The organism is Solobacterium moorei (genome assembly GCF_036323475.1).
Classification (GTDB): domain Bacteria; phylum Bacillota_I; class Bacilli_A; order Erysipelotrichales; family Erysipelotrichaceae; genus Bulleidia; species Bulleidia moorei.
Genome location: NZ_AP028934.1, coordinates 472,686 through 496,399 on the forward strand (window position 1 = coordinate 472,686; position 23,714 = coordinate 496,399).

Annotated in this window: 27 protein-coding genes; 17 read left to right on the plus strand and 10 right to left on the minus strand. The window is 38.4% G+C overall.

Annotation, left to right across the window (positions count from 1 at the left end):
• Nucleotides 1–205: 205 nt before the first annotated feature.
• Nucleotides 206–1,606: an ISNCY family transposase gene (locus tag RGT18_RS02195; protein ID WP_338174834.1), complete on the minus strand. Its 1,401-nt coding sequence runs from the start codon at nt 1,604–1,606 to the stop codon at nt 206–208.
• Nucleotides 1,607–1,798: 192 nt separating this feature from the next.
• Between RGT18_RS02195 and RGT18_RS02200 the strand changes: the two genes are divergently transcribed.
• The 4 genes from RGT18_RS02200 to rpiB all read left to right on the plus strand — a co-directional run bounded on the left by RGT18_RS02200 (nt 1,799) and on the right by rpiB (nt 6,997).
• A complete protein-coding gene (locus tag RGT18_RS02200; RefSeq protein WP_051240875.1) occupies nt 1,799–4,957 on the plus strand; it encodes a hypothetical protein in 3,159 nt (1,052 codons plus the stop codon).
• Between the two features lie 120 nt (nt 4,958–5,077).
• A complete protein-coding gene (locus RGT18_RS02205) occupies nt 5,078–5,722 on the plus strand; it encodes an HdeD family acid-resistance protein (RefSeq protein WP_028077334.1) in 645 nt (214 codons plus the stop codon).
• A gap of 58 nt (nt 5,723–5,780) precedes the next feature.
• A complete protein-coding gene (locus tag RGT18_RS02210) occupies nt 5,781–6,554 on the plus strand; it encodes a prolipoprotein diacylglyceryl transferase (RefSeq protein WP_006526158.1) in 774 nt (257 codons plus the stop codon).
• Nucleotides 6,551–6,997 (plus strand): ribose 5-phosphate isomerase B, encoded by a 447-nt coding sequence (rpiB, locus tag RGT18_RS02215; RefSeq protein WP_028077335.1) that lies wholly within the window; start codon nt 6,551–6,553, stop codon nt 6,995–6,997. Before RGT18_RS02210 ends, rpiB begins: the two co-directional genes overlap by 4 nt.
• Nucleotides 6,998–7,050: 53 nt before the next feature.
• Here the strand turns inward: rpiB and ftsH are convergent, their stop codons facing one another.
• Complete coding sequence (gene ftsH / locus RGT18_RS02220) at nt 7,051–8,910, minus strand: ATP-dependent zinc metalloprotease FtsH (protein WP_028077336.1); 1,860 nt, start codon at nt 8,908–8,910, stop codon at nt 7,051–7,053.
• 333 nt (nt 8,911–9,243) lie between these two features.
• On the opposite strand from ftsH, the gene RGT18_RS02225 reads away from it, so the two are divergent.
• The 5 genes from RGT18_RS02225 to RGT18_RS02245 all read left to right on the plus strand — a co-directional run bounded on the left by RGT18_RS02225 (nt 9,244) and on the right by RGT18_RS02245 (nt 12,121).
• The gene (locus RGT18_RS02225) at nt 9,244–9,462 is read left to right on the plus strand and encodes a hypothetical protein (RefSeq protein WP_028077337.1); all 219 of its coding nucleotides are present in this window, start codon (nt 9,244–9,246) and stop codon (nt 9,460–9,462) included.
• A gap of 55 nt (nt 9,463–9,517) precedes the next feature.
• Nucleotides 9,518–10,261 (plus strand): GNAT family N-acetyltransferase, encoded by a 744-nt coding sequence (locus tag RGT18_RS02230; protein WP_028077338.1) that lies wholly within the window; start codon nt 9,518–9,520, stop codon nt 10,259–10,261.
• Nucleotides 10,262–10,295: 34 nt separating this feature from the next.
• Nucleotides 10,296–10,895: a hypothetical protein gene (locus RGT18_RS02235; protein ID WP_028077339.1), complete on the plus strand. Its 600-nt coding sequence runs from the start codon at nt 10,296–10,298 to the stop codon at nt 10,893–10,895.
• Between the two features lie 186 nt (nt 10,896–11,081).
• Nucleotides 11,082–11,768, plus strand: a complete 687-nt coding sequence (locus RGT18_RS02240; protein ID WP_028077340.1) for an MBL fold metallo-hydrolase — start codon at nt 11,082–11,084, stop codon at nt 11,766–11,768.
• Nucleotides 11,765–12,121, plus strand: coding sequence for a VOC family protein (locus tag RGT18_RS02245; protein ID WP_028077341.1), 357 nt, complete (start codon nt 11,765–11,767; stop codon nt 12,119–12,121). Before RGT18_RS02240 ends, RGT18_RS02245 begins: the two co-directional genes overlap by 4 nt.
• A 513-nt stretch (nt 12,122–12,634) precedes the next feature.
• Here RGT18_RS02245 and RGT18_RS02250 read toward each other — a convergent pair.
• The 7 genes from RGT18_RS02250 to RGT18_RS02280 form a co-directional block, all read right to left on the minus strand.
• Nucleotides 12,635–12,940 (minus strand): hypothetical protein, encoded by a 306-nt coding sequence (locus RGT18_RS02250; protein ID WP_002304425.1) that lies wholly within the window; start codon nt 12,938–12,940, stop codon nt 12,635–12,637.
• A gap of 85 nt (nt 12,941–13,025) precedes the next feature.
• Nucleotides 13,026–14,399 carry a site-specific integrase gene (locus RGT18_RS02255; RefSeq protein ID WP_002304423.1) on the minus strand — a complete coding sequence of 458 codons (1,374 nt, stop codon included), beginning with the start codon at nt 14,397–14,399 and terminating at the stop codon, nt 13,026–13,028.
• Nucleotides 14,400–14,403: 4 nt separating this feature from the next.
• Complete coding sequence (locus RGT18_RS02260; protein ID WP_002304420.1) at nt 14,404–15,027, minus strand: helix-turn-helix domain-containing protein; 624 nt, start codon at nt 15,025–15,027, stop codon at nt 14,404–14,406.
• Nucleotides 15,028–15,144: 117 nt separating this feature from the next.
• A complete protein-coding gene (locus RGT18_RS02265; protein WP_002304418.1) occupies nt 15,145–15,381 on the minus strand; it encodes a helix-turn-helix domain-containing protein in 237 nt (78 codons plus the stop codon).
• 6 nt (nt 15,382–15,387) lie between these two features.
• Entirely contained in the window at nt 15,388–15,795 is a 408-nt protein-coding gene (locus RGT18_RS02270; protein ID WP_002578938.1) for a type II toxin-antitoxin system PemK/MazF family toxin, read from the minus strand.
• Between the two features lie 514 nt (nt 15,796–16,309).
• Nucleotides 16,310–16,615 (minus strand): helix-turn-helix transcriptional regulator, encoded by a 306-nt coding sequence (locus RGT18_RS02275; RefSeq protein ID WP_002304413.1) that lies wholly within the window; start codon nt 16,613–16,615, stop codon nt 16,310–16,312.
• 262 nt (nt 16,616–16,877) lie between these two features.
• On the minus strand, nt 16,878–17,441 hold the full coding sequence (locus RGT18_RS02280) for a hypothetical protein (RefSeq protein ID WP_002304412.1): 564 nt from the start codon (nt 17,439–17,441) through the stop codon (nt 16,878–16,880).
• 286 nt (nt 17,442–17,727) lie between these two features.
• Here RGT18_RS02280 and RGT18_RS02285 point away from each other — a divergent pair, with 286 nt between their 5' ends.
• On the plus strand, nt 17,728–18,177 hold the full coding sequence (locus RGT18_RS02285) for a helix-turn-helix domain-containing protein (RefSeq protein WP_002304411.1): 450 nt from the start codon (nt 17,728–17,730) through the stop codon (nt 18,175–18,177).
• Nucleotides 18,178–18,228: 51 nt separating this feature from the next.
• Nucleotides 18,229–18,783, plus strand: a complete 555-nt coding sequence (locus RGT18_RS02290) for an ImmA/IrrE family metallo-endopeptidase (protein WP_002304410.1) — start codon at nt 18,229–18,231, stop codon at nt 18,781–18,783.
• A gap of 162 nt (nt 18,784–18,945) precedes the next feature.
• On the opposite strand, the gene RGT18_RS02295 is transcribed toward RGT18_RS02290, so the two are convergent.
• Complete coding sequence (locus RGT18_RS02295; RefSeq protein ID WP_002578940.1) at nt 18,946–19,323, minus strand: helix-turn-helix domain-containing protein; 378 nt, start codon at nt 19,321–19,323, stop codon at nt 18,946–18,948.
• Between the two features lie 382 nt (nt 19,324–19,705).
• Here RGT18_RS02295 and RGT18_RS02300 point away from each other — a divergent pair, with 382 nt between their 5' ends.
• From RGT18_RS02300 to RGT18_RS02325, 6 genes are all read left to right on the plus strand, one after another.
• Entirely contained in the window at nt 19,706–20,842 is a 1,137-nt protein-coding gene (locus RGT18_RS02300) for a tyrosine-type recombinase/integrase (protein WP_002304408.1), read from the plus strand.
• A 100-nt stretch (nt 20,843–20,942) separates the two neighbouring features.
• Entirely contained in the window at nt 20,943–21,287 is a 345-nt protein-coding gene (locus tag RGT18_RS02305) for a helix-turn-helix domain-containing protein (RefSeq protein ID WP_198957774.1), read from the plus strand.
• A 4-nt stretch (nt 21,288–21,291) separates the two neighbouring features.
• Nucleotides 21,292–22,059: a 23S rRNA (adenine(2058)-N(6))-methyltransferase Erm(B) gene (gene erm(B), locus RGT18_RS02310; protein ID WP_255420040.1), complete on the plus strand. Its 768-nt coding sequence runs from the start codon at nt 21,292–21,294 to the stop codon at nt 22,057–22,059.
• Nucleotides 22,060–22,071: 12 nt separating this feature from the next.
• Nucleotides 22,072–22,257 (plus strand): epsilon antitoxin, encoded by a 186-nt coding sequence (locus RGT18_RS02315; RefSeq protein ID WP_002293774.1) that lies wholly within the window; start codon nt 22,072–22,074, stop codon nt 22,255–22,257.
• Between the two features lies 1 nt (nt 22,258).
• Nucleotides 22,259–22,420 carry a hypothetical protein gene (locus tag RGT18_RS13060; protein WP_002304403.1) on the plus strand — a complete coding sequence of 54 codons (162 nt, stop codon included), beginning with the start codon at nt 22,259–22,261 and terminating at the stop codon, nt 22,418–22,420.
• Nucleotides 22,421–22,467: 47 nt separating this feature from the next.
• Nucleotides 22,468–23,013 (plus strand): P-loop nucleotide/nucleoside kinase family protein, encoded by a 546-nt coding sequence (locus RGT18_RS02325; RefSeq protein WP_002304402.1) that lies wholly within the window; start codon nt 22,468–22,470, stop codon nt 23,011–23,013.
• Nucleotides 23,014–23,714 lie beyond the last annotated feature (701 nt).

Here is a 23,714-nt window from a genome sequence, read left to right on the forward strand (position 1 = left end):
ATTTGAAGAGAAATTGATTGGCGGTGTGCTTATACATCGCCTTTTCATATGTTAGAACAAGGATAGAAATAACATTGGTGTATTTAAAACAGGAGTTCATACATTTGATTTTATGCAATAAAATAAAGATAAATATTAGGTTTTCTTTATGTTATGTACTTATTGTAAATGAATCTGTCAACCAAAAATGAAAATGTCTTAAAAATTAACGAACATTAGCGGAGCTATAATAGTTCTGCTTTTTTGTAAATAATTGATATGAATACTTCCTCCAAGGGTGAGATATCGGCGGAATATATACTTTCTTTTTCTCAGGAGTTTCAATGATATTATCGAACTCACCCGAATTTTCTTCAAACACTTGTACTTCTTCTAAGATGTATAGTGTATCCATCGCATTGACAAAGATCTTTTGATCAAATGATTCAATAACCAATACCTCCATCTTAGGTCTTAGTGGAATTCTATTGTGTTCCTTGTCATAGGCCATCCAATACTTGTTTTTGAACTTGATACAGTTGCCTTGATCGACTATTCTCGATGAAATGATTGCCAATGTTTGATTGATTGTTTCTATATCTGGTTGTACTTCAAATACAGAATTGGTACTATTCAAGTGTAGGGCGAACCTTGCATTGAATTCCTTTAGGTAGGATTTTAGGAACTTATTCGCGTCCGCCATACAAGTAATACGAGCACGTCTAAGTTCAACTGGCAAACGTGATTGGAAAGTCTGGTTGAGACGTTCGATGCGTCCTTTGGCTTGTGCGATGCTCGTTGTTTTGATTTCGACACCAAGGTTATGGCAGGCGTAGGAGAACTGTGTGAAGGTATCCTCGTCGTCGAAGGCCTTGGTTTTCTTTCTGTATTCAAATACGGTTCGTTTATCCGTATAGAATAGAGCGGGTATGCCATAGTCGACTAGTATCTGATGGAAAACGTTGTAATAGCCACATAGGGTCTCTTGTATATCAAAGTAGGCTCCAACAGCAGTACCGGTCGCATCATCTACAGCTAGGTGTAGATGCCATATCTCGCCAGGAATCCATTCGTAGCTTGAAGCGTCCATTTGAATCATCTCTCCCATATATTTGGATCTAGATCTTCGTGAATGAGGCGTATCATCTTCAATTGATTCGATTTGTTCATTGATTGCGTTTCTGGCCTTTGTAGATGTTGTTTGGTCTAATCGTTTTGTCAAACGTTCCTTTAATTGTTTCTTGGTTTTTCGATGGGCCTTTGGGGACAAGACATCGTGTTCTGATAACCAGTTTCTAATAGTGGTGTCACTGATGGAGATGCCGAGGTCCATCTGGACGATTTCACTGAAATGAGTGATGTTGGCATCAAGATACTCGTTAAGATAGAGTTCAATGATTTTGTTTTTCGTTTCCAGTGAGAATGTGTTTGATGGTAATCGTCCACGATTACCATGTGAAAATGAGGATTTGCCTTCAGACTTATAACGTGTAATCAGGCGGTTGATAGTACGAATAGAACAATTTAGTTTTAATGCCGCACGGCGTTTATTGCCAGAATGATCAACCAGTTCTTTAATAATGTTGTATTTGTTTTCTTCCATAGGGGTTAATATAATCTTTTTCATATTCAATCCAATCTAATGGAATGAATCATAACAATTCCTTTCTATAAATGGGGCATTTTCCCTTTCGGTTCATTAAGACAATATCAACTTCGATTCAGATGTTATGTACTTATTGTAAATGAATCTTGACGAGAAGGTTAGTATATGCTAACTTATTAAAGCAATTGTTTTGTTTAGAATAAGGCAGGTAAAATGAAAATGGTAAAAAACGGTATTCGTAAGATTTTAATTGCATTTATTATAGTCGTAATATCTTTTCAAAGTAGCTTTGTTGGAAAGGCTGCAGAGGAACCTACGATTATAGATAGTGGGTATTCGATTTTGGGAAATACGCTCAAATTAAATGATGCGGGATATATGAGCGATATCATAGGTGTTTCTGTTAATGATAAGGAATACACAAAAGTTGATAAGAAATCCGATTTGATAGCTTCGGAAAAATATGCATTACTAGAGGATGGTAATATTGGCATCTCATCGTTAAAAGAAAATGATGTTGTTACAATTCATTTTAGTTCCGGAGATTTAAAAGTTACAATTAAAAATCCTCAGAGCTTCTTTGGTATTTATGATAAGAGCAGTGTGATATTTACAAAGAAGAACCAAGAGACACCAAAGGAAAATACTCCAGAAGAGGAAAAGCCTCAACCTGAAACAACTCCGAAACCAAAAGATAATAAAGTTGATTTGAAGTTGAAGGATACATATTTCTTGGGACAGTTTGAGGTACAGATAGAACCACAAGAATATGTAAATGATATTACAAAGCTTCAAATTGATGGTGTTGATCAGCAAGAAAAAGAGAACAAATACCAAGCATTTAATGGTGGTTTCTACTTGGATAAAACAAATTATAAAATCATTATGAATGAACCAAATGATGGTGCTAAGCTATCGCTAACGATGAAGGACGGTAAGGTATATCAATACCAATACAATAAGTCTACAAATAAAGTTGGGGAAAGACTTGTTTTACAAAATGAGAATTCAACAAAACCGGCAGAAACTCCAACACCAGATACGGAGAAACAGCCAGAGGAAAATTCACGGGTTGTGAAATTGACAGATGTAAGCTCCTTTGGGGATTATAAGATTAGTGTTGAACCAAAGGAAGTAATCAATCAAATCACAAAGATTCAAATCAACCATGCAGTACAAGAAGAAAAAACGAGTAAGTGGTTAGCATTTAACGGTGGTTACTATTTGGATAAAAATAATCATACAATTATCATGAATGAGCCAGGGGATGATGCACTAGTATCAGTTACATTAAAGAATGGTAAAGTATATCATTTTAAATATGTAAAATCCAACAAGGCAGGTACACGTTTTGTGGCGCAGAAAGATGAAGAGGTTAACTCTACAAAGATTCTCAAGGTTAGAATCATTGGTTCGTTTGAAGGTGCTATTCAAGGACAAAAGAAGTACGATGCAATCTCAGGTGCAAGTACATCTACAAGCGTAAATAAGAATAGTAACGTACAAGTACAGGCGGCTGAAGTAGAAAGCGAAGATGCTGTCGTGCCAGAAAGTGCTTGGAAGCCATTAAGCCAGATGAAGAATTTATATGCAGATCGTAAGCAATTTACGATTGAACTTTCACCGGAATCTGGTATGAAAGCAGTATATAACGTATATGATAGTTCAATCACACTATCTGGAACGCCAAAGAAGATTGGAAAATATCCTGTTAAGGTAAATGTGAAAGATGCTGCAGGAAGAACAGCTAGTTCAAATGTTTTATATTTCCAAGTATATGGTACAAATGAGAAATTAGAAGATCATCTCAAAGTGGAAAATGCACGAAAGATGAAGGATGGAAAATATATATGGGATATGAATCCATGGGTGATTACAGAATTTACGCACGATGCATCTCAGACCGTGACGGTGCCAAAAGATATCAAAGCATGGTATGGATCAAATACGACAGGTGTATATGGAAAACTAGGACAAGCAATTGAGCAAGGTGGTCAAATCAAGCATACCCTTGTGATTCCATCAGGTGCTAATCTTACAATGGTTAATATGATTGTGAATAGTAGTGTACGTATCGTTGTTGAAGATGGCGCAAAGTTAAATCTAAAAGATACTTCTATTTATGGAGAAATCGTTGTAAAGAAGGGTGGTACCTTTAAGATGAACCATGAAGTTGACCATTTAGGGAATGCGAAGTTCCTCACTGGTGCTATGATTAACGGACAGTTGATTTTAGAGGATGGTGCAACCCTTGAAGATTCTAAAATTTATTCTAATGCAAACTTCTTAACAGATGGTAATAAAGCTAAGAAAATTGACACTCCAGTTGTTGTTGCCAAAGGGAATGTTACGATAAAGGGTCAAGTTTATATTCGTGGAGATGAATCTGCTACTGGTGAATATAACGGTAAGAAGGTTGGTGGACAACCTGCCTTACGCATTGAAAATGGCACTGTTAATGTAACAGAAAATTCTACACTAGGTGTATATGGCGGTGGTCGTTTTGCAACGACATCTATTGGTGGTAATGCTCTAGAACTTTCCAATGGTGAAGTGACAGGAAAAGGAAAACTTGTTGCTATTGGTGGTGCTTCAACATGGGGACATGCTGGTAACGCTGTTGTGGGTACCGGAAAGATTACAGTTAAGTATGCAATCTTGAATGGAGGCAATGCATATGGAAAGGGTTCAACACCAGGTAAATCACATGAAAAAGGTGTTGAGCTATTTGATACAACGATTGGTAAGGCAACAGATGGAAAGGTTCTAACAGTTTCAAGTGAAAATGATCAACCTTTGTATTGGAAGAGTATTACAGATGAAGTACCTTCTGCGGATGCGTACTTTGGTACAGAGAGAATTTCTAGCAATAAAAAGCCTGAAACAGAGAAACCGATGAATCCAAGCAAGCCCGAGAAAAAGCCAGCTATTCTTCATATTAATTCTGTGGAAGCAAACTTAGAATTAAATAATGTAGAGAAGTACGAAGCATATGATATTTACTTTGCTGATGAAGCTGGAAATGAAATTACAGTAGATGAAAAGAAGCAGGTACGTGTGAGTTTGAAGACAATGTCTTCGGAAGGTGTTGAAATTTATCACCGTAAGCATGATGGTTCTTTGGAAAAAATTGATGTAGAAAGTACGGATGGAAATGAGATTACATTCTCCCATGACAAGTTCTCGGTATATTATTTTGTGAAAATGAAGTCGGCACAAATTCCTTCTACGCAATCACAACAAGAGTCACACCGACAAGTAAGTTCTGTAAAAACATCGGATTCTACATCTATAACATCCTTTGCGTTGTTATTTGTGGCAGGTCTTGCAATGACACTCTATTTGTTCAAAACACGTTTACAAAAACACTAAAAATAAATGAAAAGCTCAACCAAGATATACTCAATTGAGCTTTTTTTATTAGGAAGATATGTTTCATATGATTTCTTTTATGTTTTGGTGTTACTATATTTCTATGGAAAAGGGGTTAATATGTTAAAACAAATTAAATGGAGATCTATTTTAGTCGGAATTGGATATATTATTGCTGGATTGTTGCTGATTGTTTATCCAGAGAGTAGCCGCAATCTTATTGCATATGTATTAGGAATTGCTCTTGTGGTATACGGTATCGTATCTTTGACAACATATTTTGTAATTAACGTAAAGGATAGTTTACGCCGTAATGAATTTTCAATTGGAATTATGGCAATTACAGCTGGTCTTATCATTATTTTTAAACAACAGATTTTGCTGGATATTATACCGGTACTATTAGGGCTTTTGATTATCGCAGATGGAATTGGTAAATTGCAAAATGCAGTTGTTGCAAAACGTATTGGTTCTTCGCAATATTTCACGTATATTGTTTTATCTGCAGTATCTATTGTTTTAGGCTTTGTTGTTATGTTCTTCTTAACAGGGGTACAATTACAAAAAACTTTATTTGTCGTGATTGGTGTTAGTTTGGTTTATTGTGGTATTTCAGATATTTTTGTAATCTTATTTATTGCAGATAAATTTCATAAGTTTTTGAAGATCTTTGAAATAAATGGCAAAGTAATCGAAGCTGAAGTGGAAGAAAAACCAGTAGAAGAAACTGTCAAATCAAATACGGAAGAAGAGAAGTCAGAATAGCCTGACTTCTCATTTTCGATACAATCACTTAAAATAGATACATGGAGGAAGTGTTTTAATGTTTAATGATTGGTTTAAAATTGGTCCTGTTACTGTACATGGATATGGATTCATGATTGCAGTTGGTATATTGTTTGCGTTCTGGTTATCAGAACGTCTGGCAAAAAAACAAGGACTAGAATATGAAAAGATTGATGGAATGATTTTCTTTATCATTATCTTTGGGTTTATTGGAGCGAAGTTACTCTATATCTTTACGGTATGGGATTCATTTGTAAAGAATCCTGTTGTGATTTTGAGTAATGAAGGATTTGTGGTCTATGGTGGTATTATCGCTGGTATTATTGCGGCGTGGATCTATTGTAAGTGGAAGAAGTGGGACTTTATGAAGTACGCGAATGTACTAATGCCTGCGGTTTCACTTGGACAAGGCTTCGGACGTATCGGATGTTTCTTTGCCGGATGCTGTTATGGTATTCGTACAACAGCTTGGTATGGTGTAGAATTTCCGGCAGAGTCTCTTGGACCTGGTGCTGGTATCAAGGTTATTCCAACAGAGCTAATTTCTTCTGCTGGTAACTTCCTAATCTTTGCTTTCTTATTAAGAAACTTATTAAAGGGTAAGCATCCTGAAGATACAGCAGCGTGGTACTTAGTTCTTTATGGATTAGGTAGATTCTTAGTAGAATTCTTACGTGGTGATTTAATCCGTGGACAAATTTGGATCTTCTCCACATCACAATTTATTTCAATTTTTGTATTCTTAGCAGGAGCGTTCTTGTTATGGTATAGACAAAATCATTCAGATTTGAAAAAGGAGGTAGCCGCATGAGAATTGGTATTGCAAATGATCACGCATCCGTAGAGATGAAGAAGGAACTTGTTGCGTATCTTGAATCACAAGGACACGAAGTTATTAACTACGGTACAGATTTATCTGAAAGCACAGATTATCCTATCTGGGGTGAAAAGATATCAATGGCTGTTGTAAATGGTGAAGTAGAGCGAGGCATCGCAATCTGCGGAACTGGTGTTGGAATCGGTATTGCATGTAATAAAGTAAGAGGTATTCGTGCATGTATCTGCTCTGAACCATATAGTGCTAGATATTCAAGATTACATAACGATGCAAATATCATTGCCTTTGGTTCAAGAGTGATTGGAATCGAAACAGCAAAGATGCTTGTAGATGAATTTGTGAATACTGCATTTGAAGGTGGACGTCATGAACGCAGAGTAAACATGGTGATGGACATCGAAGCGAGAAACTTTTAACCGGTGTGAATGCCGGTTTTTTTTATCTAAAAAAACCTTCACACTCGTGAAGGTTAGTGAACTGCTGGTAATTCAAAGTCTTCTTTCTTTTCAAGAATCTCCATGAATTCTTCACCAGTAATTGTTTCTTTTTGATATAAGAACTGTGCAATTCGATCAAGATCTGCTTTATACTCAGTTAAAAGTTGCTTTGCTTTTTCGTGTTGTTGTTTGACGAGTGCTACAACCTTTTGATCAATTGTTGAAGCTGTACCATCTGAACATGCAAGTGACGCATCACCACCGAGGTATTTGTTATTTACAGTTTCCATTGCGACCATATCGAATTCATCACTCATACCGTAACGGGTAATCATTGCACGAGCAATCTTTGTTGCTTGTTCGATATCGTTGGAAGCACCTGTAGTAACTTGGCCAAATTCAACTTCTTCTGCTGCACGACCACCTGTAAGTGTGGCGATACGGTTTTCTAATTCAGACTTTGTGTAAAGAGGATGGTTACCTTCTTCTATCTGCATTGTATAACCTAAAGCACCACTAGTACGTGGGATGATTGTAATCTTCTGTACAGGTGCACTATGTGTTTGTAATGCCGCAACTAATGCATGCCCTACTTCGTGATACGCAACAACTAGTTTTTCTTTATCTGTTAGAATTGCATTCTTCTTTTGATAGCCCGCAATAACAACTTCAATACTTTCTTCTAAGTCTTTTTGACTAACTGCATTTCTCTTTTCACGTACAGCGCGTAGAGCTGCTTCGTTGATGATATTTGCAAGTTCTGCACCAGATGCACCAGAAGCCATGCGTGCAACTACATTGTAATCAATGCCTGGTTCTGTCTTAACTTTCTTTGCGTGTACTTTTAAGATATCTTCACGACCTTGTAGATCAGGTAACTCAACTGGAACACGACGGTCAAATCTTCCTGGACGTAGTAGGGCAGGGTCTAGATTTTCAGGACGGTTCGTGGCTGCAAGAACGACAATACCATTATTACCTTCAAAGCCATCCATCTCTGTGAGTAACTGATTTAATGTTTGCTCACGCTCATCATTACCACCAAAGTTACCTACATTACGCTTACCACCAATTGCATCGATTTCATCGATAAATACAATACATGGTGCTTTTTCTTTTGCGTCTTTGAATAAACTACGAACTTTGGAAGCACCCATACCTACGAACATCTCTACAAACTCTGAACCAGAGATAGAGAAGAATGGTACGTTTGATTCACCGGCAACTGCCTTTGCAAGCATGGTCTTACCTGTTCCTGGAGGACCAACTAGAAGAATACCCTTTGGCATAGTCGCACCAATGGATTTGAACTGATTTGGATCATGTAGATAGTTAACAATTTCCTGTAGATTCTCTTTAGCTTCATCTTCACCAGCAACATCATGGAAGCGAATCGTTGTCTTATCTTTATCGTAAACACGAGCATTTGACTTACCTAGATTGAACATACCGCCTAGACCGCTACCTCCAAGTGGAGAATTTTTACCGCCACCTTGCATTGTACGGTTGATATAGCGCATTAACATTACCGCAATGATGATTGGAAGAATCCAACCAAAGAAGATGTTCATAAATATAGAACCCTGTTGTACACGTGTACCAGAGAACTTCACATTATGATTTTCGAGACGATCAACCAAATCAGGATCATTTACTTTTACAGTAGAGTATACTGTATCACCATCTTTGAGCTTATATGTAATCTGAGAAGACTCAATCGTCACCTCATCAATTTTGTCATCGGTGGTTTGTTGAATAAATGTACTATACGGAACTTCTTCAATTTGTGCCTGCTGAAGTACAGGTCGTAAAACCAAGTTGAGTAATACTAATACAATTGCGACAAATGCATAGTAGTACACAAGAGGTTTTTTCTTCTTGTTATCATTCATATATAAAACTCCTTTCGGATAAAAAGATTTTAGCACATTCATATACAGAGTGCTAATAAAATGCTGTGTGAATTTATGTGAAATAAAAAATGCTGTAGTATTTAACTATAAGATATGAACGAAATTTCTTACAGTAGAGGAAGATAAAGTGCGGGTAATTATTTTATATACTGATATTTTCACTGTGATTTTAATTGCAATGATATATGTAAATTGAATAGTAAAATAAACATAATACTCATCAAATAATATATGCCAAAGAAACAGAGAGGAGTGGTAATGATCTTTGGAAAAAGTTTATGCTAGTGTAGTAGGTGGAGATATGGGGAAAGCATGTTACATATCAAGATTGAAAGGCATGAGTCATATATTGGGTTTGCTACTCGTAATTTTGATGCAGTATACTTTTATCGTGGATTAGGATATGACGTCTTGAATACAATTACGATTAGAAAAGATTTTCATCCAGAGCAATTGGAACAGATTTCCAAAGAATATGTTCTTAAACAAGATTTTGTTGTTCGAAGAATTAAGAGAAAAAATAGCAATTAAGTAGTACAAAAATATATAAAACTAGAGTTTAAATCTTTTATGGAAGGGAGATTATATGAAAATAGATGCTAGAGAAATCAAAAAAATAACATATGATTATTATTCTTGCTTCTGTGGAGCAGATATAAGTAATTTTGAACATGGTATACAGTTTGTTTGTACCGATGAAAGAAGTCTTATATTAAAAGGATTTGGATGTAAATACTCGATATATATCTTGTGTAAAGGAGATGCTTGTATCGTAGCTTATTCACCTAAATACCAATCTTATTTTGATGAACTTACGAAACTAACAGATGCTAGGGAATTGATTACTACAATCAACCAGTCTTATCCTTTAAAAGCATACCAATTAATGGAGTTTGTAAAAGAACGTGTTTTTGATTATAAAGATGCAAGAATGCTGAAAAGAGACGATTATCCACTGTTTGAGACTTTTTTCAAAAAAGCGTATCCATCAGTTTCTGAAATAGATTGGCTCAAAGGCTATTTGGAAGAAAAAGTGGATAAAGAGTTTTTCTTTGGGTATATCAATGATGATGGACTTGTAGCTGCATGTGATGCTCTAGATATGCCGTATATGGATGGGTATATTCAACATACGGGAATAATAACTTTGCCCGAATATAGAAAAAAGGGCTATGCCAAATTATGCACAGCGTTAGCAACGCATCACCATATTCAATCAGGTATTGTTCCTCAATGGGAATGTACTTTAGGTAACGTTGCATCGATTGAGCTAGCAAAATCAATCGGTTATAAAGAGTTTGCACAAGCATTTATCTTTGAGGAATCGTGAATCAAAAAGACTATATAAATGAAGGAAAAGGGAAATGAAAGTTTATCATTCTAGTGATACTGCTCAAGTTGAAACTAGACTAATCAACGATTACAAAAAGAATATAGAACTTGTAAGACCGTTTGTTATAGCATTGAAACAAAACAAGGAATGTTTTTTTAATCTTTGTTTATCTGGTCAATACATACGGGCTGTATTAGGAAAGTTCAACATGAAGAATATGGATACCTATTTTGTAAAATGGGCAAGTGAAGGAATCTTTGAATATGTAAGACAGAATGAATTTCCTGAGTTTCCAAATCGTATTGAAAGCAATTATTTCTTTGATTCAATTGAGAGTAGTAAACGTCTATTTGAAGAAGATTGGGGAGAAGCAGACCAAGAAGAAAGAGATAAGATTCGTTTATTTGAAGTAGAACTTAGAGATGATAATCCGGCTCTTTTTGATATGAACTGGTTTGATGAAGCTTTTGAAGTGATATATGAACTAGAAAGTTTAAATCAGATTGATACTGCCATAGAATATGCAAGAAACTATTTTGGCGGTAAGCAAAGTGAGAATTATAGGTTTGAGATTGTGAGTAATAAAGAAGCAGTAATCATAAATGACATTACTGAGAAACTAGAAAAATAAAAAACGCCTAAAGCGATTTATGTAAATGGTCCTCATCTATATAGTGGGCTGAATATATATCAAATTCATGATTGGTAAGTTTCAAAAGTAGGGTAGAATATTTGCTATTAAAAATAGCTAAGTTTGTTTTAGGAGGCAAAGGATATATAGTAGATTTGTACCTAGTTATTCTTGGGAGGTGATACCATGAAAGTAACATACTTAAATCATAGCGGTGTTTTGGTGGAATTCAAAGACCACTATTGTATTTTTGACTATTACAGGGGTGAACTACCGCTTCTCGATAAAAAGAAGGAAGTGATTGTCTTTTGTAGCCACTGTCACGAGGATCACTATAATCCGTTGATTTTTGACCTTCTTGATGAAAGAGGGCTGAACTATCGGGCAGTGCTGGCAAATGACATAAGCGATGAAAAGAGACTGATGAATATAAAGCATAGCTTTGTTGAACCTGATCAATGCTACCAGTTTGCTGATGAGATTCAAGTTGAGACCTTACTTTCAAACGATAGTGGTGTCGCCTTCATTGTGAGTGCCGATAAAGGGATTATTTACCATGGTGGCGATTTAAACGATTGGTATTGGGAAGGGGAACCGGAAGAGGATAACCAAAAGCTTCGCGCAATCTATCACGCGGAGATTGGAAAAATTAAGGGCAGACATTTTGACCTTGCCTTTGTTCCTCTTGACCCAAGACTGGAAGCACACTACGCTGACGGAATACTATATTTTCTAGAAAATGTGGACTGTGATGCTGTTTTTCCAATCCATTACTGGGGAGATTCTAATGTGATTCATCGCTTTATCACAGAATACCCACAATATCAGTCCCGTATCAAAAACACCGAGACAGCGAAAGGAGAAGAGATATGAGATTTAAGATGATTCATGAGAATTTAAATGTATCCGATTTGGAGAAATCCATCCGCTTCTATAACGAAGCACTTGGCTTAAATGAGGTAAGACGAAAGACAAGTGATGACTTTATCATTGAGTATTTAAAGAGTGAGGTTGGCGAGTTTGAGTTGGAGCTCACATGGTTAAAAAATCATCCTCAGCCATATGACTTGGGTGAGTGTGAATTCCATCTCGCATTTTGGGCAGATGATTTTGAAGCTGCACACAAAAAGCATAAAGAGATGGGTTGCATTTGTTTCGAAAATGAGACAATGGGCATCTACTTTATTGAAGATCCAGATGGATACTGGCTCGAGATTTTACCGTAATGTGATAAGAGGCTGTATGCTTCAAGTAAATCTAGAAAATTTACTTAAGGTATACAGCCTCTTTGTTGTCTATGGCGTCCTCGATGCGATTTGAACGCACGACCTACTGCTTAGGAGTAGACCCGATACGACATCGGGAAGTGGCATCTAATGCTTAAAAATGCTTGGAAATACAAGGTTTTTCAGCATTTCAAATCCCATCTGATACTACGCTGTGATAGCTAATTCAGAGGGATTTTACACCGTCCGATTGGCTCGAAATTAGCAAGTCTTTCGATTTTTGGTGGACGTTGCAAGTGCAAGTAAATGTCACTATGTAACTTCTCGTGATGCGAAATGATAGGAAATCCTATTCATTCTCGTGTGAGGGTGCGGGTGTCCTTAGACACAGATTTCAGTCTGTTTTATATATCATTTCAAAATGAATTTTTCAACCAGAATTATTAAGAATTTCAAAGGTTTTTCAGACTCAATGATTCTATGTAATTTAGACCCGCCGAAGCAGGTCTTTTTTTATTTCAGCATAATCTCTCTATCCTCAGCGCCGAGCATATAAGCACCCTTGGCAAAAGCATCCCTTGCAAGAAGCTCTGCTACATCAACCCTATCGAACAGCATCCATATTTCTTTCTCTTTCGGAGTCAGTTCATGGCTATGGTCAAACAAATGCTCAAGTCCCAATCCTTCAAGCAATGCCGACTTTGCTGCTTTGTATTCCTCAGCTCTGCCAACATATTCGTCGTTCCTTTCCTTGGAAAATGCCTCGATATTGTCAGCTCTCAGATGCTCGTAATACTCGTCCATAAAGATTCTATCCATACTCGTTGACCTCCATAACAAAAAAATAAGGGCAGACCCTTTTACAGCTATTGTAGCTATGTAAAAGGATCTGCCCTTGCAGTTACTATAATGTTTTTGCCAGCGACTTCAGGAGTGCTGCCATTTCCGGATTTTGCAGAAGCTTCAGAAGAAGTTCTTTATCATCAGCGGAGCTTTCCGTTGCGGCTGGTTGAACCGGCTCAGGCGTTGCCTGTCTGCCTGAGTAGAACGCAGCTTCCATTCTTTCAGCGTTCAGTCTGCGGTCATCGTCGATGATATGGGAGTAAACATCCGCTACCATCTTGACCTGTGCATGACCGGAATCGCCTTGAACGGATTTCATATCGCCGCCGTTCAGCTTCAGCTTGTAAGTGATACTGGAATGTCGGAGACTATGGAAAACCACTTTCGGCAGTCCCTTCTCCTCAATCAGCTTATTGAAAGCACGGTTGATAACCTGCCCCTCAATCGGCTTGCCATTGGAAGAACAGAAAACCAGATTGAAGTCTACGAACTCGTCACCGAAAAGGTCTTTCAGTTCTTCGATGTCAGCCTTTCGCTGTACCAACATTTCCGCTACGGTTTTCGGTAAGAACACCTTGCGGACACTTGTTTTGGTCTTAGGAGTTTTGAGAACCAATGCGGTATGCGTACTGGCGAAGGTCGGTGGGAACTTGAACATGATGTCCTTACCGTCCAGATCTGCCATCGCTTCACGATTTACTCTCTGCAACTCCTTTTCAACGAAGATGCTTGCCTGACCAAGTTCAATACTGGTGGGGGAAATGTCAATACAGTCCCAGGTAAGCCCCAGAAGCTCGCCCATTCGCAGGGAACAGGAGAAGGCAAGGTTAATAGCCAGACGAAGAATATCATCGTCACAGGCTTCCAGAGCCTTCTGGAGCACTTCTGCTGTCCAGATATCCCTGGTCTTGTGTTCTTCTTTCGGCAGCGTAGCGTGCTCCACAGGGTTTCTGGTCATCAATTCCCACTTGACCGCTTGATTGAAAGCATTTCGCAATGTCTTGTGAACCTCTCGGACAGTATGCGGAGTCAGATATTCTGTACGGGCTTTTACATACTTAGAAGAAACCGCTTTGACAGAAAGCAAATCTCGGTAATACTTGTCCATGATTCTCGGCGTGACATCCTCCAGCTTCATATCACCGATGAGGGGACGAATATAGTTTGCAATCAGGCTCTTTCTGCTTTCATAGGTAGACATCGCCCAGGTGTTCACACCATAGATTGACATATACTCATCCAAAAGATCATTGACGGTTTTAGCAGAAGGGGGAATAAAGGTTCCGGACTCCTGCTCATATTCAACCTGCAACTTCCTTTTCTTTGCTTCGGCATTCGTTTCAAAGGTTTCCCACTTCTGACGCTTGTTGCCGTTCTCATCGGTGTATGTATAAACCACAGAATACTTCTTTTTTCTCTTAACGATAGATGCCATGTAATCAGCTCCTTTCCTGTCTATCTTCCGCTAACTGGTAGCGGGTCTGATTGTGATACCATTTTTCAAAGCTCTCTTTGGTAGCTCGCTTATACCTGCCAACCTTGATAAGCTCAAAATCTTCATTGGCAACGATATAGTAAATGGTCTGACGATGTACCCCAAGCATTCTTGCCATTTCCGGCAGACCGTAGGTGGATGCCATAATATCTGCATCCAGTTCCTGATCCTCTACCGTGCGGTAATCGGTTTGAGAAGCATACCATCTTTCAAAGCTCTCCTTTGTCACTCTGCGCTTGCCCAGGACATCGACCACATCAAAATGCCCTTTGGCAACCAGTTCGTAAGCAGTCGCTTCTTTCAGCCCAAGGCGCTGTCCAAGCTCCTCCATTGAATATGTAGTTTTCTTCAATTCCTCGCCGGGAGGGGTTCCATCGACCTTCTGGTATTTGAACTGATTGGCATACCATTCTTCAAAGCTGTCGATCATCACCCTCATGGTGTTGCCGACAAGAATGGTTTTGAAGTAATTCTTCTTAATGAGCCAGTATGACTCCGTTTTACCAAGACCGAGCATCCTGCCCATTTCCAGAACAGACATACTCGTGCGTTTTCTCATTTCCGCCATCGTACAACCTCCTATGTAAAAAATGTAGCCATGTGTTTCTTGTCATGGCTACATTTTATCGAACTCTCAATATGTTTTGAAGTTTGTCGCCGGGTTGTACGACGCCCTTGACAAATCTTACATTTGATGATCCAACCACTCATCAAAACTCTTTTTGGAGATTCTGATACTGCCACCGATGCGGACGCTATGGAAAACTTTCTTTTTCACAAGGTTGTATGCGCTGGTTCTGCTGATGCCCAGAATATCCTGAATCTCATCAACCGTATAGGTTCTCTTATCAAACTGAACTGCGTTAGCAGCCATCGCTTCTTCGGTGCGCTGATTCATGGCAGCGATTCTTTCTTCAAACATTTATGTTCACTCCTTCGCTCTCTTTGCTTTATGTTTTGGGGAACGCTTTTTCAGCTGTTCCATTGCCAGGCTGACAGATAAGGCTTTCTCAATCGCTACCATTTCACGGGGCGTTACCTTACCTAAGTAATTATCAATCCTGCTTTTATCAATGGTACGAATCTGTTCCAGCTGAACAACGGACGCTTCTTTGAATGCAGGATTGTCGTAAATAACAAAGTGCGTCGGCATATTCGCTTTCTTATGGATTCTGGTGGTGACCGTTGCCACAATCAATGTGGGAGCGTGTTTATTACCGGTATCGTTCTGAATGACGATAACCGGACGGATGCCGCCTTGTTCCGACCCAACTACCGGGTCCAGCTTGGCGCAATAAATATCACCACGGCAATATACCCAATTTTCTTTCATCATGTGCCATGACCTCCTTTCGTTGGCTATGTAATAACTGACTGCCAGAAAGGAATCAGGCAGTCAGTCCAAAAGTCTATGTGTCCCATATTTGCCACGCACCCCTGGGAAAGAGGGCTTACGCCCTCAGGGAATCACCGAACGACTGATTGCGAATCAGTTCCATAGGAATCTAACCTCTGCCGGGTTCTCCGCCAGCTCCGTAGAGAAGTATCTTTAATCCTGTTGCTTTCATGGCCGTATTGGGAGCAACCCAATATTTACAAGCCAGTATTGATCGCTGGCATCGGGAGAGAGACAAGCGCTTAATTTATAGAAGAAAGTCGTTCTGTTTCTCTATCCGATACGTCTCGGCGTACCGCTGATGTGGCTGATGCTCTCGCACCGGCAACAGGAACGTATTCGATGACTGTGTATTCAGTTTTCAAGGATCAAGCAGCCGATTTTCTTTGGCTGTATCTAAATTGTACCTGTTCCTCATGCAAGTTTTTATTGCCTCGTAGGTATAGTTTTGAGGTTATTCACGACCTAAAAATATGTAATCAAGGGTTGTCTCAAAGCGCACAACCAGTTCGATTGCCAAATCAATAGAGATACCTCTGTTGCCGGTTTCAATTCGTGCAATGGTGTTTGCGGCAACACCTAACTGCTCCGCAAGCTGTTCCTGTGTAAGCCCATGTTCCTTTCTCAAGGCTTTAATTCTTTTTCCGCTTTCAACCAAGTCGTAATACATTTTCGTTCCTCCGTGTTTTTGAATTTGTGAAGTTGCAAAATCAAAAACAGCGGGAGGAGATCGTGCCCGATTCTCAATACCCTTTGCCATCTGCCTGTCCTCCTTGCAGGCATAAAAAAAGAGCCGGAGTAAATTACTCCAAGCTCTCGTTCATGCCTTTGTGTTAATTATGGGGGAAAATAGGCAGGTATAAAAAAAGCCCCGTACCCATTACAGGCACGAGGCGTAACTCTCTCTATTCAATTTTATGCCGCTATCTCCCAGCATAGCCATTTTAACACTGGACAAGTCGGACTTTCAGTAGGGGAACCGTCGTATTTTCATCGGATTTTAGTCGGACTAAAATCCTGTCTTAGCATTCACAATAACACAATGCTTCTTCCTCCCGGGCACTTTCCAGGAAATCTTTCAATTTAGGAATGGCTGTTCCCCAAAGTGACAGACCAAATAACAGTATCGCTTCTTTCTTTCGGTCATAGTAGGTGCTGCGTTCCATATTCAAAACCTCCAGCATTTCTGATTCCCTGTACTTGAAGCGGTTGAGATATGCCTTTGAGATAATCTCACAGTACAGAGCGCCTTTATCTGGATATTCTCTGATTTTCAACATAGCCATATCTACCAGTTCAATGATCCACTTTGTCTCAAATAAGCTGCGAATGCGTTCTTCAAATCGTTCTCTCGCTTCATCCGGAGCAAAGTTCTCCAGATAAATCAATGCACCATCTAAGCTGTCACCGTAAGTACAAATAAGGGTATCACATACATCATTCGCACGATCAATGGTAGACCAGCACACCTCTCGATATATGGATAAAATCAGCTTTGCTCTTTCATACAGAACCTTCTCGTCAATGTTCTGCATCCGGCAAAGCATTCGAATACTGCTTAATACCTGTGTATTATATCTGCTCATTCAGAATCTCCTTTCAGCCTAATCCATAAAATAAGAATTCCTTTCTAACTCCTGTCACTTGGCTAAAGGGAAACAAATACCATGGGACAAGAATGACTATAACTTCCGATATTTGATTAAAATAACAGAAGTGAAATCGGAAGTTCTTGACTTTATAAAAGTTCCGATATATAATTAAGTGGAATTAAAACTTCTGTTATGATTCTTATTATAGCATTTTCCAGAAGTTTGTCAACAAATAATCGGAAGTTACGAATAAATATTTTTTGAAAGGAAGGATACTACCATGACATTTGGAGAAAAAATTAAAGAAGCTCGTTTGGCTATGAACCTATCTCAAACGGAGCTTGCCCAGATGACCGGCATTTCCGAAAGATCCCTTTACACCTATGAGCAGCTCGGAACACTCCCCAGAAAAAGCAACATCAGAAAACTTGCTGAAGCACTGCATATCTCTGTGTCCTATCTTTTGGACGAATCTGAAACGGATAGCCAGAGCCATATAGATCAGGATATGTTTATTTTAGAGGCAAAGGAAAACTTCGGTTCAAAAGGAGCAAAAGAAGCTCAGGAAGTGTTGGGTCGTGTAAATTCTCTGTTTGCCGGTGGAGAATTGGACGAGGACGCAAAAGATGTATTCTTCCAGGCGATTATGTCAGTTTATATGGACTCTAAGAAAACAGCACGGGAAAAGTACACTCCGAAGAAATACAGAAAGCATAAAGATAAAGAGTAAAATCCTCAAGCACAGAATATGTTTTCTGTGTGCGATTCGGAGGTGAAGCAAATGAAAACGGCAGAGCATATCATTGAAACTGTCGATAAGCTTGTGCGAAAATATCACACCAGAGACCCTTACGAGCTATGTCAGCTGTTAGGTATCAAAATCCACTATTACGATTTACAGAAGAAATTGAAGGGCTTCTTCTATTACCAGTCCAGACAAAAGAATATCGTGATAGATCACAATGTGAACGGTATCCTGGAGCGTATATTAGTCGCACATGAATTAGGACACGCTGTCCTGCATACAAAAATCGCTATGATGCACGGCTTTCAAGAAATGGAAGTTTTTGATGATAGATCAATCGAAGAAAATGAAGCAAACTTCTTTGCGGCGGAGCTTCTGTTAGAAGATGGGAAAGTCCTGGAATGCCTTTCGGAACACACATTTTTTGAAACGGCTAAAATGCTCTATGTACCGGCAGCATTATTAGACTACAAATTCAGCCTGCTCCACGAAAAAGGAGAGCTGGTAAATTCGATGTATATTCGTAAAGCAGATTTCCTGAAAGAAGATCTTCATGCCTACGATAACGACATTGGTTATGGCGATATATGAATATCTATTTTTATATCTTTACAGAAAAAGTCCACCAGTACGATGCGTAGTGCATCATGACTGGTGGACTTTTTGCTTCTTAAAGAATCAGTATATTGTGCTGCAAAAAAGAACCCCATAGCAGTTCACTCTGTACCGTCAATGGGCTTCTTTTTCATTATATCAATCAAGCTCCGCTTTTTTTATCATCTCTTGCTGGTCAATCAAGACATCAATCAACTTTCCTACGGTTATCAATGTTGTTACATTACACTTTTTCAGTTTTGCAGCAATCTCATTATCAATGATGCTGTCGCATTTTGCATATGGGGTATCCAGTAAAAAATAGTCAAAGTTCTTTTCCAAGACGAATGCCAGTTTTAGAAGCATTGCCAAAGAAACTTTCGTCTGTCCAACTTCAACATGGCTCATATGATTGTTCGAGCAACCAACCAACGCACCCAAATCAGCCTGACTATAACCCTTTTCCAGTCGGGCAGCTCTAATGCGCTGACCAATCTTAACGTAATCAATTTCCGGTTGCGTTTCAATCACCTCCATGCTGTGTATGATTCTGCTATACATTATAAAATGTACCAAAAATCTCAACAACCAACATCGGGTGCAAGTTGCATTTATAAATGCAATATGATAAAATTTTATAGGCAGATTGCATTAAATGATAGAATGAAAAGAACCCCAAGACGACAATATGAGCTATCTTGAGGTTCTTTAAAATAAAAAATTCGTAGAGTACATTACTCCACGAATCGCATTCTTCTCTGTTTTTTTTAGTTTATATCTTTATTTTACAAATTGTCGCACTGTTTGTCAATATGTTAGGGACATAAAACACGAGGTTTTGCACAAAAATCCATCTTAGAAAGTTCCAAAGTCACAATTTGCCGTCAGAATTATAGTCATATTGAAGGAGGTGTACCTTATGGCACGAAAAGGAGAAAATATTTACAAAAGGAAAGACGGCAGATGGGAAGGAAGATACATTAAGTCCCGATCTTCTACAGGCAAAGCCAATTACGGTTATGTTTATGCAAAGTCATATCGAGAAGTCAAGGCAAAACTTATCAGTCAAAGTTCGTGCACGAGTAATTCTGTCACTGTCGATCCAGAAATTAGCTCAGATCAATTTGAACAGGTTGCTATGGAATGGTTTCAAGCTATATGTCCTAAAGTGAAGGAATCTACAAGCAACAAATATAGGAATCTTCTCAGCTCGTATATACTTCCTGTGTTCGGAAGCAAACAATTGCGTGATATAACACACGAGTTTATTGAAACGCAGTGTAATTTTTTCCTTGTTTCTGGTGGATTAAAGGAGAATGGACTTTCCTCTAAAACTGTTTCAGATATTTTATCTCTAATTCGAAATGTCTTACAATTTGCCACCCGAAACGGGAAAGCCATTTCTTGTGACGCACGATCTATACAGATAAAACGTCAAACGAAGGAAATGAGAGTTTTGAGTCGTGCTGAACAGGAAAAATTATGCCAATACTTGTATTCTAATCTTGATTCCTGCAATATTGGTATATTAGTATGTTTATTCACTGGTCTCAGAGTAGGTGAAATTTGTGCGTTACGATGGGAAGATGTTTCATTCTCAGATTACACAATCCACGTGCATCAAACGCTCCAGAGAATCCAAGATAGAACCAACAGTGAATACAAGACAAGGATTGTTGTTACCACACCAAAAAGTGCTTGCTCCATCCGTACTATTCCAGTACCCCATGGCTTAATGACTATTCTTACAGCACACAAAGCTTCTTCTACTGGCTACATCCTAACCAATAGCGATCAGAATCCATTAGAACCAAGAACCATGCAAAATCATTTTAAGAAGGTATTGAAAAACAGCGGAATCACCTCCGCAAATTATCACTCGTTACGTCATACATTTGCTACAAGGTGCATAGAGCTTGGATTCGATGTAAAAAGTCTCAGCGAAATATTGGGTCATGCCAGCGTGAATATTACAATGAATCGCTATGTACACCCATCCATGGATTTAAAAAGAGAAAATATGCAACGGCTTTCTGATTTATTAGCCGTCAAATAAATTGTCAACACCGTCAAATAATGCTGAGTTTTCAGTGTTTGGCGGTGTTTTTTCGTGGAGTAATGTACTCTACGAAAGAGTATACCCAGGAGGAGATTTATTGATTCAATTTGTAGGGCGAGATGCTTATAAGCAGTTTTGGAATTTTAGTAAAGATGAGAAAGAGAACTTGGCCACTCAATTGGCGATTGAGTTACCCGCACTCAGAGGAAAAGTTGGTGCATCACAAGAAGAAATTGCTTCGGCTGTTGGTATTTCACGACAAACTTATAGTGCCTACGAAAATCGGACACGCCCAATTCCATGGAGTTTATATCTAGCACTATTGTTTTATTTTGATTACATTCCAAGTACACATTATATGATTCGCCAGCTTGAATTATTCCCAAATGAATTAGACGAATGTTGGTTAGCTGGTAGAGTTTTTATTGAGGAAGAAAAATGAGCGAATATTCACAGCAAATAAAAAGGGATATTACATGAACAAAAATATAAAATATTCTCAAAACTTTTTAACGAGTGAAAAAGTACTCAACCAAATAATAAAACAATTGAATTTAAAAGAAACCGATACCGTTTACGAAATTGGAACAGGTAAAGGGCATTTAACGACGAAACTGGCTAAAATAAGTAAACAGGTAACGTCTATTGAATTAGACAGTCATCTATTCAACTTATCGTCAGAAAAATTAAAACTGAATACTCGTGTCACTTTAATTCACCAAGATATTCTACAGTTTCAATTCCCTAACAAACAGAGGTATAAAATTGTTGGGAGTATTCCTTACCATTTAAGCACACAAATTATTAAAAAAGTGGTTTTTGAAAGCCATGCGTCTGACATCTATCTGATTGTTGAAGAAGGATTCTACAAGCGTACCTTGGATATTCACCGAACACTAGGGTTGCTCTTGCACACTCAAGTCTCGATTCAGCAATTGCTTAAGCTGCCAGCGGAATGCTTTCATCCTAAACCAAAAGTAAACAGTGTCTTAATAAAACTTACCCGCCATACCACAGATGTTCCAGATAAATATTGGAAGCTATATACGTACTTTGTTTCAAAATGGGTCAATCGAGAATATCGTCAACTGTTTACTAAAAATCAGTTTCATCAAGCAATGAAACACGCCAAAGTAAACAATTTAAGTACCGTTACTTATGAGCAAGTATTGTCTATTTTTAATAGTTATCTATTATTTAACGGGAGGAAATAATTAAACTATGTTTTGAACCATGAATTAAATAAAAATGACTCTCAATTATTGGAAGTCAATTTATTAAACCAATTAAAGCTTGCAAAACGTGTAAATCTTTTTGATTATTCTTTAGAAGAATTACAAGCCGTTCATGAGTATTGGCGGTCAATGAATCGTTACTCAAAACAAGTTTTGAATAAAGAGAAAGTGGCTTAATATGGCAAATATAGTCAATTTTACTGACAAACAGTTTGAGAATCGCTTAAATGATAATTTAGAAGAATTGGTTCAAGTAAAAAAGCGGTTGAATCGCCAACCGCTTTTTTACTTGGTGGGCAATCAGGGTCAGGGAAAACCAGTTTGCGAAGAAGATGATTGAGCAGGCAGGAACAAAGTGATAAATTCAAATTGTGAGGGAAAATACAGATGAATCAAGGAAGAATTATTGTGATTACAGGCTCACCGGGGACAGGAAAAACAACAACTGCGTCAATTGTCGCAAAGGAATCAGATATGGATAAATCAGTGCATATGCACACCGATGACTTTTTTCATTACTTAAGCAAAGGCGCAATACCACCACATTTGCCAGAATCCAACAAGCAAAATCTGGTTGTCATTGAAGCCTTTTTAGAAGCTGCAAAGCGATATGCTCGTGGCGGATATGATGTAATTGTAGATGGGATTGTCGGGCCATGGTTTTTGGAGCCATGGAAAGCTCTTGCCCAAGAAGATTACGAGGTACACTATATTGTATTAAGAGCGAGTAAAAAAGAAACTATGAAGCGAGCTGTGGAACGCTCAAAATTAGATAGAAAAACAAATATTGAATTAGTGGAAACAATGTGGGAGCAATTTTCCGGTTTGGGGATATATGAATCAAATGTCATAGACACAACTACATTCACAATTAAAGATACGGTTTCCGCAATAAAAGAAAGAGTTGCATGTGGGACGTCTTTACTATCTTAGACATTCCCATTTGTCAGGAAGATAGCAAAGCCAGCCGAGCCAGTCAACGGTCAAGATGAACGGCGCATTTCATGCGCCGCCGTTGACAGTCACGCCCGTCTTTGCTAAAAAGTAATCAAGGCGGGAAAGCCCTAAAATGGCTTCCCGCCCATTTCAATTTTTAGAAAAGAAACGCTCCAAAATCAGAAAGAGAGCGTCCAAGCACTTTGAGGGATTGGCCGCCTTGTCCACCCATTCAGCGGGACAGCGGGCGGAGGTCAAGGCCGGGTGTAAACCCGTTCATTTCAGCTTAGAAACCCTTCATAAAACGGGCTTATTTAGCGATATAAGGCTTTATAATAGAGAAGGAGTGAAACTTCTATTCAAGTTTAGAAACGCCTTCCATTAGTCCGAAAGAGACCTTAGAAAGAGAATTAAATCGTAAAGTATCAGGGAAAGAAATTCAACCGACTTTGGAGAGAATAGAGCAAAAAATGGTTCAAAATCAACACCAAGAAACCCCTGAATTTAAAGCAATTCAACAAAAATTGGAAAGCTTGCAGCTACCTACACCACCAATACCCAAAACACCTAAACTTCCAGGACTTTAAACCTTAAAAAAGGAAAAGAGTAGTTACCAAAAAACGGTAACTACTCTTTTTTTATAAAAACCTTTCCTCATGTTTGAAAAGCTGATCGAGAAATAAAGCACACAACGGTAT